The sequence below is a fragment of the Telluria sp. ZB2R32 genome (genome assembly GCF_059685715.1).
The window spans coordinates 35,032-48,690 of sequence record NZ_JCASIG010000009.1; the positions used below are offsets into that span (position 1 = coordinate 35,032).

At 65.7% G+C, this 13,659-nt stretch carries 8 protein-coding genes; 4 read left to right on the plus strand and 4 right to left on the minus strand.

What is annotated here, in order from left to right:
* Positions 1-66: 66 nt before the first annotated feature.
* Positions 67-2,892: a TonB-dependent receptor plug domain-containing protein gene (locus AC56LG_RS22125; protein WP_497168182.1), complete on the minus strand. Its 2,826-nt coding sequence runs from the start codon at positions 2,890-2,892 to the stop codon at positions 67-69.
* Positions 2,893-3,448: 556 nt separating this feature from the next.
* Between AC56LG_RS22125 and AC56LG_RS22130 the strand changes: the two genes are divergently transcribed.
* Both AC56LG_RS22130 and AC56LG_RS22135 read left to right on the plus strand, forming a co-directional pair.
* A complete protein-coding gene (locus tag AC56LG_RS22130; protein ID WP_497168183.1) occupies positions 3,449-4,042 on the plus strand; it encodes a hypothetical protein in 594 nt (197 codons plus the stop codon).
* A 49-nt stretch (positions 4,043-4,091) separates the two neighbouring features.
* Positions 4,092-7,640: a pectinesterase family protein gene (locus tag AC56LG_RS22135; protein ID WP_497168184.1), complete on the plus strand. Its 3,549-nt coding sequence runs from the start codon at positions 4,092-4,094 to the stop codon at positions 7,638-7,640.
* A 145-nt stretch (positions 7,641-7,785) separates the two neighbouring features.
* Here the strand turns inward: AC56LG_RS22135 and AC56LG_RS22140 are convergent, their stop codons facing one another.
* Positions 7,786-8,484: a FadR/GntR family transcriptional regulator gene (locus AC56LG_RS22140; RefSeq protein WP_497168185.1), complete on the minus strand. Its 699-nt coding sequence runs from the start codon at positions 8,482-8,484 to the stop codon at positions 7,786-7,788.
* 227 nt (positions 8,485-8,711) lie between these two features.
* On the minus strand, positions 8,712-9,455 hold the full coding sequence (locus AC56LG_RS22145; RefSeq protein WP_497168331.1) for a FadR/GntR family transcriptional regulator: 744 nt from the start codon (positions 9,453-9,455) through the stop codon (positions 8,712-8,714).
* 292 nt (positions 9,456-9,747) lie between these two features.
* Between AC56LG_RS22145 and AC56LG_RS22150 the strand changes: the two genes are divergently transcribed.
* Both AC56LG_RS22150 and gudD read left to right on the plus strand, forming a co-directional pair.
* The gene (locus AC56LG_RS22150) at positions 9,748-10,713 is read left to right on the plus strand and encodes a Bug family tripartite tricarboxylate transporter substrate binding protein (RefSeq protein WP_497168186.1); all 966 of its coding nucleotides are present in this window, start codon (positions 9,748-9,750) and stop codon (positions 10,711-10,713) included.
* A gap of 94 nt (positions 10,714-10,807) precedes the next feature.
* On the plus strand, positions 10,808-12,163 hold the full coding sequence (gudD, locus tag AC56LG_RS22155; RefSeq protein ID WP_497168187.1) for a glucarate dehydratase: 1,356 nt from the start codon (positions 10,808-10,810) through the stop codon (positions 12,161-12,163).
* Between the two features lie 357 nt (positions 12,164-12,520).
* Here gudD and AC56LG_RS22160 read toward each other — a convergent pair whose 3' ends face one another.
* Entirely contained in the window at positions 12,521-13,603 is a 1,083-nt protein-coding gene (locus AC56LG_RS22160) for a porin (RefSeq protein ID WP_497168188.1), read from the minus strand.
* Positions 13,604-13,659: the final 56 nt, after the last annotated feature.

Sequence of the window (13,659 nt, forward strand, 5' to 3'; positions counted from 1 at the left end):
AGACCTCGAAAGAAGAAAAGGGATGTTGGGTGGACGGCAAAGCCGTCCACCCAAGGGGCAAAGCGATTAGAACGTGTAGTCCGCCCGCACGGTGAACGCACGGCCGATCGGCTTGGCGATGTTCTGCGCAAACACGACACGCGACGACAGTCGCTGGTTCGACAGCGGCGGTTCGTGGTCGAACACGTTGTTCACGCCGGCGCCGACCTTGAAGTTCTTCGAGACCTTGTACGTGGTCGACAGGTTGTACACGCGGTACGGGTCGATCACGTTGTAGAACGGCTGGCCCGGCTGCTGGGTCGGCAGTGCATTGGTGTCTTCGTAGCTCGACGTGTACTGCTGCGTCAGCTGGGCGAAGAACGGACCGTAGGCCCAGTTCACGCGCGCCGTGTGCTTCCACTTGAAGATGTAGGTGTTGGCCGAGGTGGAACCGGTGGACAGGGCGCCGATGCGGCCGACGCTGTCGACCCATTCGCTGCCGGCGTCGTTCTGGCCTTCGTACTTGTCGGTGAAGGTGCCGTCCATCGAGATGCCGAAGCGGCCCCAGTTCGCGGTCGGCAGCGAGTACGACAGGCTCAGGTCGACGCCCTGGGTCTTCAGGCCGCCCATGTTCAGGCGCGTCTTGGTGATGTACTGCAGCGTGCCGTCCGGATTACGCACGAACAGGTCCTGGTAGCGGCCCAGGTTGTCGAAGATGGCGTCTTCGTTGATCTGGGCGATGGTGCCGTCCATGACGATCTTCCAGAGGTCGACCGTCGCATAGAAATTCTTGAACGGTTCGACCACGAAGCCGACGGTATAGGTCTTCGACTTTTCCGGTTTCAGGTCCGGATTGGCGCCGACCAGCGTGGTCAGGCGGGTGTTGCAGACGCGCTCGGCGTCCAGGCCGAGGCCGGCGAAGCGCGGGTCGGTGGTGAGCGTACCGGAGCCGGCCACGTTCGGGGTCGGGCTCGGGCACAGCAGCGGATCGTCCCAGCTCGAGGTCGACGGCGACAGCGTGCGCGGCGTGCCGTAGAGTTCGGGCAGGGTCGGCGCGCGGAAACCGGTGCTGACCGTACCGCGCACCATCAGCTGTTTCATCGGCTGGTAGCGGAAGCTCGCTTTCGGATTCCAGGTCGAGCCGAAATCGCTGAAATGGTCGCCGCGGACGGCGAAGTTCAGGTTCAGCTGTTTCGTGACCGGCGCATCGAGTTCGACGTACAGGCCGGCGACCTTGCGCTGGCCGCTCGGGTTGTTGCCCGGCGTGCCCGAGACCTTGTAGGCGACTTCGTTGCCGATCATGGTCGCGTTTTCCTCGTAGGTTTCGCGGTGCCAGTCGCCGCCGACGGCCACGCCCAGGGCGCCGCCCGGCAGGTCCATCAGGCTGCGCGACAGGTTGAAGTCGGCGCCGTAGTGGCGCACGTCGGCAACGCGGAAGTCCTGGCCGTCGGCCGAGATGCTCTCGAGGTAGGCGCGGCCGGCTTCGTCCTGGGCGCCAAACGGGTTCAGGATGCCGTTGGCGACGCCGGCGTAGATGCCCGGGGTGCGGACAAAATTGTCCTTGAAGCCGCTGTCGCGATGGCTGTAGCCGTAGGATGCGCCGACGCGGTAGTCCCAGCCCTTGAATTCGCCTTCGTCGGCGACCACCAGGCGGTGGTTGGTCTGCACGTCGTGGGTGCCGGCGGCGCCCAGTTCGTCCAGGCTCCAGGTCAGGGCCAGGTCTTCGCCGTTCAGGCCGGCCACGGCCGGCACGCCGCCGCTGCCGCCCGGGTAGTACTTGCTGGCGCGGGTGATCATCAGCGGACGGCGCGAGGCGGTCAGGCGGTCGTAGTCGGTATTCGCGCCGAACACCTGCGGCGGATTGAGGGCGTCGATGTACGACTTCGACAGGTTCAGTTCGACCGTCAGCACCTTGCCGTCGCCGTGCGCCAGGCTGCCCTTGGTGAACAGGGTCACCTGCTGGTTTTCCGGCAGCAGCTGCGGGTAGATGGTCGGGTCGAGGATACAGGTCTTGCCGCCGTTGGCGTTGGTGCGGGTCGACGGCACCGTGGTCTGCGGCAGGCCCGGCGCCACGCAGCCGGCCGCGAAGTACGGGTTGCCGGTGATGTTGGCGGAGCGGCCGTTGCGGTAGATGGTGTAGTTCGCAGGCGACGAGGAGCCACCCGAGGTGTTCGAGGTGAACGGGTTGCCGCCGAGCGAAGCGAGCTTGGCCGGGTCCCAGATGTTCGGACGGTCGATCTGCATCAGCGAGCTGCGGCGCTGGGCGCTGAAGGCGCTGTAGACGTTCCAGCCGTCGGCCGCCAGGTCGCCCTTGCCGGCGACGAGGGTCACGCGCTTCTGGTCGCCGCCGCCGGACTGTTCCGGCTGCACGGTGCTGGCGTGGATGGTCACGTCCTTGACCGTCTTCCTGGTGATGAAGTTGACCACGCCGGCGATGGCGTCGGTGCCGTACAGGGCCGAGGCGCCGTCGCGCAGCACTTCGACGCGGTCGATGGCGGCCATCGGGATGACGTCGACGTTGACCGAGCTCGCGCCCAGCGCTTCGTTCGCCAGGCGGCGGCCGTTGAGCAGGACCAGGGTGCGGTTGGTGTTCAGGCCGCGCATGTTGATCATGGTGCCGCCGCCGCCGCCGCCGACCGGCTCGTTGGTGGCCGCGACCGTCAGGGCGACCGCGACTTCCGACATCGTGGTCAGGCCCTGGTTGGTCAGTTCCTCGGCCTTGTAGGTGGTCAGGGGCAGGGCGTTTTCGGTGGCGAGGCGCTTGATCGAGGAGCCGGTCACTTCGACGCGCTGCATCGGGGCTTCCTGGGCGCCGGCGGCGTTCGCCAGGGTCAGCACGGCGACGGCGACGGCCGACAGAAGAAAGCGTGGTTCGGCCAAGCGGCGCTTGGCAATGGTGGTCTGGTGTTTCACTACGTGTCTCCTGCGTGTGATCATCAATCGCGGCCGGGTGTATCCCTGGCTCGCTCGGATGGATACCTCGCGTATCCGTGCCGTGGTGACGAGGGCCGTGGCGGCCGGGTCAACACGGTTGAATGACAATCGCTCCTGCCATGTTATGCGTGCGGGCATTCAGCGTACCAAGAGAAATTCCCCTGGCATAAGTTAGTCTGCGGACAATTGTACTTTGGTCGGACCAGTTTCGCAATCTGGACATGCCAGTTATTTTTTCGGTCTGAGCGGGCGGCCGTAAGCGGCCTTGCCAGTATTTACGAGGCATTGCCGGGGACGGCTGCCTGACCTGCGGAGTGTGGTAAGCGTTAAACATTTTATATTTAAGTGTGCATACCAATTGCATCACTGGTTAGACCAATTTAGAATCAGTCCGGCAACATTACGGAACTGACCGTCTTCGACCCGCCCGGGGCTCCGGGTCCTCGTCGCAGCGGCGCCGGACACGCAAGGTGTCCACCATGCGGCTACCGCCAAGCGGCGGCCGACTTCCAAAAAAAAACATCCGGAGACCTCTTTGAGAACCAAGCACATCCTTCAGGCACTGGCGCTGGCCGCCAGCGCCGCCACTGCACATGCCACCGTCTACGCCGCACCGCTCCCATTGCAGGACGCCGTCATCACGGCCAGCTACAACGGCGCCGCCGACGGCATGCTCGGCCTCGACCACGGGTTCGCACAGGAGCCCGGTTCCAACACCAGCCGGCTCGATCCGACCGAAACCGGCGTCGAATTCTTCACGGCCGACTACCTGTTCGGCATCGATTTTTCCGCCGCCGGCGCGCTGACGGTGATCGCCAACGGCGCCAACCCGCCCGGCGCCTACAGCATGCGCTTCGACTTCGGCACTACCCTGCCGGGCGCGATCACGGCGTTCAGCTTCGCCGGCGCGAATGGTGCCAGCGGCGTGCCGGGCCTGTCGATCGTCGACGCGCATACGGTTGCGCTCGACCTGAGCGGGGTTTCGTGGGACGAGTTCGGTTCGCTGACGGCGCAGATCGGCGTCGGCGAGGTGCCCGAGCCGGCCAGCACGGCCATTTTGCTGGGTGGATTCGCGGCGATGGCAGGTGCATTGCGGGTCCGTTCACGTTCGCGCTCGCGTCTGCATTAAGACGCGGCCAGTGCCGACACCACCTCTTTCCTGCACACAGGAGCATTCCATGCGCAACAATCGTCTCAAGGCAGCGCTCTGCCTTGCATTCATGGCCGTTGCCGGCCATGCCGCGGCTGCGACCGCAGTCGACCCGGCGCGCCAGGTCGCCCCGGCCGACGGCTGGGCCAGCCAGGCCGGCGGTACCGTCGGCGGTTCCGCCGCCGTCACCTCCCAGATCTATACCGTCACCACGCGCGCGCAATTGCTGGCGGCCATCACCAACGGCGGCACCACCAGCAAGATCATCAAGCTGTCCGGCGTGCTCGACATGAGCGAAGGCAGGCCCTACACCAGCAGCGCCGACCAGTCCGCGCGCGGCGCCGTGCGCCTGAAAAGCAACACCACGCTGATCGGCGACCGCAATTCGGGCCTGGTCAACGGCCACATCGTGCTGTCGAACGTGTCGCAAGTCATCATCCGCAACCTCAAGTTCGTCAATCCCTGCGACGTCGGCCCGGTCTGGGATCCGACCGATGGCGCCACCGGCAACTGGAACAGCGCTTTCGACGCGATTTCGGTGTCCGGCTCGGACCACATCTGGATCGACCGCAACAGCTTCACCGACCTGCCGCTGACCGACAACTTCCTGCCGGTCGAAAACGGTCACGTGAAGCAATGCCACGACGGCGCGCTCGACATCACGAATGCGTCGGACTATGTCACCGTCTCCTATAACGAGTTTGGCGAGCACAACAAGAACAACCTGGTCGGCGGCGGCGACGGCGCCACCGCCGATGAAGGCAAGCTGCGCGTCACCTTCAGCAACAACGTGTTCCGCGACGTCGCCAGCCGCGCGCCGCGCGTGCGCTACGGCCAGGTGCATCTGTTCAACAACTATTACACCGGCTCGCGCTCGCACCCGGTCTACCGCACCAGCTATTTCGTCGGCGTCGGCCATGCGGCAAAAATCCTGTCGTCGAACAATGTGTTCGAAGTCGCCGGCGCCACCGCCTGCGCCAACGTGGTGCAGAGCTTCGGCGGTACCATCCCGGGCGCCTTCAAGGACAGCGGCTCGCTACTGAATGCCAAGCCACTCGGCAATTGCGGTGTATCCACGGCAGTGACCTGGACGCCGCCATATGCGTTTTCCGCGCGGCCGATCGCGCTGGTCAAGGCGAACGCGCTGTCGCAGGCCGGCGGCGGCAAGCTCGTCACCACCATCTCCGGCACCGGCAAGGTGGTCGTCGACACAGGCCCGAGCCTGACCTGCCCGCCGAGCGGGCTGTACGTCTGCGACGACTTCCAGGGCGGTAACGCCGCTAAATGGGACTTGCTGCCCGTGCCCGGCCCGAACGGCGCCTTCGGCGTCGTCGACGAAGTGGCGGGCAGCCCCAACAAGGTGCTGCAATACACGGCCGCCAGCACCGGCGGCGTGCTGGCGCTGCTCAAGCAGGGCACCATGGACGCGGTGCCCTCGGGCGATTACTACGTCGAAGCGCGGATTCGCCCGATGACCAACGGTACGACCGGCAACAAGCACCTGTTCCTGGTGACGCGTTACCAGGATGCCAATAACTGGTATGGCGCCGGCCTGAACGTGCAGAACAGCACCGCCAGCACCCAGGTCGAGATCGCCAAGATGCTGGCCGGGACGCTCAGCCGCCCGCGCCAGGTGCGCAAACCGATCGCGATGGATGCGCAGTTCTATACCGTGCGCTTCGAGATGATCGGCAGCACCTTGACCGTCTACCTCGACGGCGAAAACCTCGGGTCGGTCACCGACACCAGCTTTGCGGCACGCGGACGGGTCGGCCTGTATACGGCCAACAAGAGCTTCCAGATCGACGACGTGCGCATCGGCGACCCGCGCCTGAAACCCGTGCAACTGACGATCAACCCCGGCACGCCGACCTGGGCCGCCGAAGCGGGCGACGCGCCGCTGCGGGTGAACGTGACTTCGGTTGCCGCCGACGGCACGGCGGACAGCTTCAGTGCCGAGTCGAGCAATCCGGCCGTCGCCGCGGTCGCGAAGGAGGGCAACACGGTATCGATCGCGCCGGTCGGCGCCGGCACGGCGAACGTCGTGTTCCGCTCGGGTTCGGACGCGACCGTGATGCGCTCGATCGCCGTCACGATCGCGCCGCAGTTCGTGCAGCCGACCCAGACCTACGCCTTGCAGGGTGTGGCCTCGCCGGCAGCCGGTTCCGGCGCCGGCCAGGTCGACGCCACGCTGAAGCTGGTGTTCGACAACGCCCCGACGCTGGGCAGCGGCGGCACCATCCGCGTGTTCCGCAAGGCCGACGATGCGCTGGTCGACGTGATCCGCCTCACCGGCGAAACCGACATGCTCGGTTACCCGGGCCAGGACCAGGTGCGCAAGGTCAACGTCACGCCGATCCGGATCGCCGGCAACACGGTGACCATCAAACTGCACAGCAACAAGCTGGACTACGGCACCGAGTATTACGTGGCGATCGCCGACGGCGTCTTCACCGGCACCAGCCTCGGTGGAATTCCCTTCGCCGGCATCGGCAAGGCGGCCGGCTGGACGTTCACCACGCGCGCCGACCATCCGACGGGCACGGAACTCTCGGTCGACGACGACGGCCCGGCACACTTCTCGACGGTGCAGGGCGCGCTCAGCTACGCGATGAAAAGTTTCAGCAAGGCCGAGCCGGTGACGATCCGCGTCAAGAACGGCAGCTACGAGGAATTGCTGTTCGTGCGTGGCAAGGACAACCTCAGCATCGTCGGCGAAAGCCGCGACGGCGTCGTGATCCGCTATACCAACCACGACACCCTCAACAGCGGCACCGGCGGCAGCCAGGCGGCCAGCGCGACGGCCAGCCCTGCCGGCGGGCGTTCGGTGATGCTGGTGGAAACGTCGGACATGCTCAGCCTCGAGTCGCTGACCCTGAAGAACACGACGTTGCGTTCGCCCGCGATTTCGGCGCAGGCGGAAACGATCTACTTCAACAGCGACGGCCGCCTGGTGGTCAAGAACGCCAGCTTTTTCAGCGAGCAGGACACGCTCAACCTGAAGGGCTGGGCCTGGTTCTACCGCTCGCTGGTGGCCGGCAACGTCGACTTCATCTGGGGCAGCAGCCGCGCCGCCCTGTTCGAGGAAAGCGAGATCCGCTCGGTGGGCGACAGCACCAGCGCGACCAGCGGCGGCTACGTGCTGCAGGCGCGCGTACCTGTTGCCACCGACAAGGGCTTCGTCTTCCTCAACAGCAGCCTGACCCACGGGCCGGGACCGGGCCCGCTGGCCGGCGACGTGCCCGCGGGCGCCACCTGGCTCGCGCGCAGCCCCGGCGGCACGTCGAGCTGGGACAACATCGCCTTCATCAACTGCCGCATGGACAATCACGTGGCGCCGGCCGGCTGGGCCGGGCAGGGCGTGAACGGCCAGCCGGCGCCGAATCCAGTGGCGCCGAATGCAACCAGCGGCTGGCGCGAGTTCGGCAGCACCGACCTGGCCGGCAATCCGCTCGACCTGAGCCGCCGTGTCGGGGGATACATCCTGCGCGCCGGCGACGTCGACGCCGATTTCGCCACGCGCGCCAAGGTGTTCTCGGCTTACGGCAACGGCATCGGCTGGAATCCGCAGCCGTGAGCTGCTGATGTAGGCATGCAATAGCAAAAGCCCCCGCGGATGCGGGGGCTTTTTCGTTAGCAGCAGCGCACCGTAGGGTGGGCATGCCCACCCTACGGTGCGCCACGGCCAACACAAAATGCGTTAGCAGAACGGTCTCCCTTGCTCAGCCCCGCGAGAACGTCCGCGTCACCCGGTCGAGGTGCGCGCGCATCGCGGTGCGCGCGCCGGCGACGTCGTGGTCGGCGATGGCGGCGAAGATGGCGCGGTGGTCGAGCAGGGTCTGCTGGCGCAGTTCCTCGGTCTGGAAGTGTTCCTTCAGCTTGTGCCAGAGCGAGCCGCGCTGGCTCCACAGGTATTCGATCACGCCGACCATGGCGCTGTTGCCGGTCGCGCGCGCGATCGCCAGGTGGAAGTTGCGGTCGGCCGACTCGTTGCCGCTGCGTTCCTCGTGGTGCTGTTCCATCTCGAGCACGGCGACCAGGATGGCGTCGATCGCCGAATCGCTGGCGTGCTTGGCGGCCAGCGCCGCCATCTCGACCTCGATCAGGCGGCGCGCGGCCAGCACCTCGAACGGGCCGGGGCCGGCGGTCGGCACCTCGGCCACCGGGGTGGCCTGTTCGCTGACGTACACGCCCGAGCCGCCGCGCACCTCGACCGTACCGCCCAGTTCGAGGGCGATCAGCGCTTCGCGCAGCGAGGTGCGCGAGACGCCGAGCTTGGTGGCGAGGTCGCGTTCCGAGGGCAGGCGCTCGCCCGGACGGATGTTCTCGGCGCGGATCAGCTCCTCGATCTTGCCCGATACCACCCGGTACAGTCGCGGTTCAATGGCACCGGCTTCGGCCGGGGCGAGGGTCTTCTTCATGGTGCGGGGTCGTCCTGAGTGGATGGCGTGATCAAAACTACAGGATCTTAGTTAAGTCCGCTGAATGTTGCAAGTGGACCAACGAAATATAGGTGCTGGAGGCAGTGCGGTATGCGAGGGTACGAACGCGGGGCACGAGTGCCCACCCTACAGATTCGTGCTTTTCGTAGGGTGGGCTTTGCCCACGCGGTACTGCGCTCGATCAGAAACAAACGCCGCAGTACCCGTCAGCCAGTAACCCCGCTCGCCTCCTGCGCCTTGCGCAAGCGCTCGCGGCTGTTGCTCAGGTGCGTACGCATGGCTGCCCGCGCCCCTTCGGCGTCGCGCCGGGCGATCGCACTGAAGATGTTCTCGTGTTCGTGGATCACGCGTTCGATGAACGGCCCCGGCCCGTCGTCCGAGAAATGCGCCGAGTTCAGGCGCGCGCGCGGGATGATGTTGCTGCCCAGGTGGGTCAGGATGTCGTGGAAATAGCGGTTGCCGGACGCCTGCGCGATCAGCAGGTGGAAGGCCATGTCCGGCGCCACGGTCTCGCCGCCGCGGCGCGCGCATTCCTCGAAACTGTCGACGGCGGCGCGCAGTTGCGCCAGCTGCTCGTCGCTGCGGCGGGTGGCGGCCAGGCCGACGGCTTCGGTTTCCAGGCTGATGCGCAGTTCGAGCAGGTCGAGCACGTCGCGCATGGTCACGATTGTCGCCGGGTCCAGGCCCATCGGCGCGTTCGACGGCTCGAGCACGAAGGTGCCGATCCCGTGCCGGGTTTCGACCAGGCCGGCCGCCTGCAGGTGCGAAATCGCCTCGCGCACCACGGTGCGGCTCACGCCCATCATGCGCATGATCTCGGACTCGGTCGGCAGCTTGTCCCCAGGGTTCAGGCTGCCGCCCTTGATGCGGTCGCTCAGGTGGGCGACCACGCCCTGGGCCAGGTTGCGGTGTCTTTTCGGCGGTGCTGCTGCGAGCGGGGTAGGAATCATGGTCAAAAGATGAATTGGTCGGGCCGCCTTGCGGACACGGTGATTATACGCGGTGCTTATGTCAGATGACAGACAAGTGCAATCGAGTAGGTACGTGACTGACGTGTGGTTAGCGTCGAGCAACAATTCATGGCGCTGTCCGGACGAATGGTGACACGTACGTTACTACAACACGCCCCATGAAGGAGTGATTGCCAACTTTCCGAAAATGGTTATACTAAGGTCAGTTATCAGACAACTGACAACAGGTAGTAAGCGAATTCGTGCAGCGGACCATTTCAGGAGACAAAGGATGAATGCCAAGAAAATGCTGTTGGGCTTAGCGGTGGGGATGTCGGTCGCGCTCGGCGCGCAGGCGGCCTGGCCGGAAAAGACGATCACCGTGGTCGTGCCGTTCCCGGCCGGCGGCTCGACCGATGCGATCGCCCGTGCGATCGGCCCCAAGATCACGGCCCGCTTCGGCCAGCCGTGGATCGTCGACAACCGTCCAGGCGCGACCGGCGCCATCGGCGCGGGCATGGTCAAGCGCGCGGCGCCCGACGGCTACACGCTGATGGCCGCCTCGATCGGCGTGTACGCCATGAATCCGTGGCTGCAGAAGCGCCTGGCCTACGATCCGGCCAAGGACTTCGACCTGCTGACCGTGGCCGTGCGCGCGCCCAACGTGCTGGTGGCGAGCCCGAACGTCAAGGCCAACACCGTGCAGGAACTGATCGCCACGCTCAAGCAGAATCCGGGCAAGGTCACCTTCGCCTCCTCGGGCAACGGCAGTTCGGACCACCTGACGGCCGAGCTGTTCTGGCAAAAGACCGGCACCAGCGGCCTGCATGTGCCCTATAAAGGCGGCGCGCCGGCGATCACCGACCTGCTGGGCGGCCAGACCGACGTCTCGTTCGTCAACATCAACGCGGCGCTGCCGCACATCAAGGCCGGCAAGCTGAAGGTGCTGGCCGTGACCGGCGAGCAGCGCGCCGCGATCCTGCCGAAAGTGCCGACGCTGGCCGAAGCGGGCATCCAGGGCGTGGACATCTACTCGTGGCAGGCATTCGCGGCGCCGAAAGGACTGCCGAAGGACGTCAAGGCCAAGCTGCACGGCGCCATCGTGGCCGCGTTCAACGAGCCGGACATCAAGTCCAAGCTGGTCGAGCAGGGCTTCGAGATCGTCGCCAACACGCCGGAACAGTTCGAGCAATTCCAGAAGACGGAATCGGCGCGCTGGAAGAACGTGATCGAAGTCGGCAAGATTACAGCTGACTAAGCGGCCGACTGAGCCAGCGAGCCCGCAACATGGGAAGAGGGCGCAGCGCCGCCCCTCCCGCAATGATTACATGAATACTGAACGGAGACTTATCATGTCCAGCACGAACCAGCAAGCCGCGCACCAGAACGCGCCGATCGTCACCGAAATGCGCGTCGTCCCGGTGGCGGGACGCGACGGCATGCTGCTCAACCTGAGCGGTGCGCACGCGCCTTATTTCACCCGCAACATCGTGATCCTGACGGACAACGCCGGCAATACCGGGGTGGGCGAGGTGCCGGGCGGCGAACCGATCCGCCAGACGCTGGAAGACGCCCGCGAACTGATCGTCGGCCAGTCGATCGGCAACTACCAGGGCGTGCTGAACAAAATGCGCGCCACCTTCGCCGAACGCGATGCCGGCGGCCGCGGCCTGCAGACCTTCGACCTGCGCATCGCGGTGCACGCCGTCACCGCCGTCGAATCGGCGCTGCTCGACCTGCTCGGCAAGTTCCTCGGCGTGCCGGTGTGCGCGCTGCTGGGCGAAGGGCAGCAGCGCGAGCGCGTCGAGATGCTCGGCTACCTGTTCTACGTGGGCGATCGCAACGTGACCAACCTGGAATATGCGAGCGAGCCGGACCAGCCGGACGACTGGCTGCGCCTGCGCCACGAAAAGGCGATGACGCCGGAAACGGTGGTCCGGCTGGCCGAAGCGGCGTATGCGCGCTACGGCTTCAAGGATTTCAAGCTGAAGGGCGGCGTGCTTGCCGGCGACGCCGAGATCGAGGCAGTCACCGCGCTGGCCGAGCGCTTCCCCGAGGCGCGCGTCACGCTCGACCCGAACGGCGCCTGGTCCCTGCAGGAAGCGATCCGCCTGTGCCGCGGCATGGACCACGTGCTGGCCTATGCCGAAGACCCGTGCGGCGCCGAGAACGGCTACTCGGGCCGCGAAGTCATGGCCGAATTCCGCCGCGCCACCGGCCTGCCGACCGCGACCAACATGATCGCCACCGACTGGCGCCAGATGGGCCACGCGATCCAGCTGCAATCGGTCGACATCCCGCTGGCCGACCCGCACTTCTGGACCATGGCCGGTTCGGTGCGCGTGGCGCAGATGTGCAACGACTGGGGCCTGACCTGGGGTTCGCACTCGAACAACCACTTCGACATCTCGCTGGCCATGTTCACGCAGGTGGGCGCCGCCGCGCCGGGCAAGATCACGGCGCTCGACACCCACTGGATCTGGCAGGACGGCCAGCGCCTGACGAAAGAGCCGATGCAGATCGTCGACGGCATGATCGAGGTGCCGGCCAAACCGGGCCTGGGCGTCGAGATCGACATGGAAGCGCTGGAAGCGGCACACCAGCTCTACCTGGCCAAGGGCTTGGGCGTGCGCGACGACGCGCAGGCGATGCAGTTCATTTTCCCCGGCTGGAAGTTCGACAACAAGCGCCCGAGTTTCGTGCGCTGAGCGGTCGCGCAGGGCGCAAACAACAGCCACTGGATTTGCGTCCAGTGGCTTTTTTCGTGCTGGCGTTGATAGTGTGTTGCATCCGGCTGTTTCGAGAACGATGCGCAGACCCGTAGGGTGGGCGGCTCCACCTCTTCAGTTTGCGAGACCACAGACGTTTGCGCCGCCCACGCGTTCAACCAGCCGAAAAATCGTCGCGAAATTTCAAGGCGTGGTTGAACGCGTGGGCGGCATCCAGGCAGCAGATGGGCATGCAGCCAGATATAGCCGCCCACCTTACGGGTCTTCGCAATGGAGCCAGAAAAAAGCCACCCGGCCGCGGCCGGGTGGCTTTCGATCGTTCCGACAGAGCGCCGCTTAAAAGGTGTGGCGTATGCCCAGGTTGAAGGCGCGGTCGCCGGTGCCGGCGTCGGTGTTGTTAGCCACCGTGTAGCCGGCGCCGTTCTTGTTGACGGTGTGGCCGTAGACCGTGTAGATCGTCGAGCGCTTCGACAGCGAGTACAGGTAACCGATGCCCCACGAACGCGCGTCCTGGTCGAAGCTGGTCTGGTCGTCCTTGCGCATGAGGGTGGCGACGACGTTGCCGGGACCGACCGGCGCCACCACGCCCAGCAGGACTTCGTTGCCGTCGGTCGATGCCGTCGGGCGGCGGAAGCCATATGGATTATTGCCGTTGCCCAGCGGGGCGGCGTTGAACCCCTTGTCGAAGCTGACCGCGAGGTAGGCTTTCAGGATCTTGAAGTCGTAGTTGGCGGCGAGTAGCTTGTTGCTGGCGTTGCCGCGCACGACCGGGGCCACGCCGGGGGCGGCGGCCACGTTCGAGTTCTTGTGGTTGTAGGCCAGGCGCACGTTCAGCGGGCCGTTGACGTAGCCGACCGAGGCGCCCATGTTGCGGCCCGGTACGGTGCTGCCGGCCTGTTCGCCGAAGGCGTAGGCGATGTCGCCGGTGAAGCCGCTGACCGTTGGCGAGGTGTACATCACTGTATTGCTGGTGCGGACGTTGGCGCCGAAGTCCGGGAACACGTTCTTCGAGCCGCCGGCATAGCCGGTCGTGAAGGGGTCGCCGACCTGGGCCAGCGCCTGGTGCCAGGGCGTGTACTGGCGGCCGAGCGAAATCATGCCGGCCCTGGTCTTGAGGCCCACCCAGGCCTGGCGGTTGAAAAGCGTGCCGGCGGCATCGACTTCGCCGGTGTCGATCCTGGTGCCGTTTTCCAGCGTGAACACGGCCTGCATGCCGTTGCCGAGGTCCTCGGTGCCACGGAACCCGATGCGCGAAGCGGAACCGATGCCGCTGCCGACCTTGGTGACACTGCCGGCCGCGCCGCCGCGTTCATGCAGCAGACCCGCATCCATGATGCCGTAAATGGTGACGTTGGTTTGCGCGTGGGCGGCGCCGGCAGCGAAGGCGAGGCTTGCCAAGGCGATGGCGGTTTTCTTCATGCGTGTCTCCTGTTGTTATCGGGCAGTGATCAGTCATCGTATGACAGAAAATAATA

What these genes read in the sequence shown, in the direction of transcription:
- AC56LG_RS22135 (WP_497168184.1), top strand. Translation starts at nt 4,092, where the DNA reads ATGCGCAACAATCGTCTCAAGGCAGCGCTCTGCCTTGCATTCATGGCC.
- AC56LG_RS22140 (WP_497168185.1), bottom strand. Translation starts at nt 8,484, where the DNA reads ATGAAGAAGACCCTCGCCCCGGCCGAAGCCGGTGCCATTGAACCGCGA.
- AC56LG_RS22145 (WP_497168331.1), bottom strand. Translation starts at nt 9,455, where the DNA reads ATGATTCCTACCCCGCTCGCAGCAGCACCGCCGAAAAGACACCGCAAC.
- AC56LG_RS22150 (WP_497168186.1), top strand. Translation starts at nt 9,748, where the DNA reads ATGAATGCCAAGAAAATGCTGTTGGGCTTAGCGGTGGGGATGTCGGTC.
- gudD (WP_497168187.1), top strand. Translation starts at nt 10,808, where the DNA reads ATGTCCAGCACGAACCAGCAAGCCGCGCACCAGAACGCGCCGATCGTC.
- AC56LG_RS22160 (WP_497168188.1), bottom strand. Translation starts at nt 13,603, where the DNA reads ATGAAGAAAACCGCCATCGCCTTGGCAAGCCTCGCCTTCGCTGCCGGC.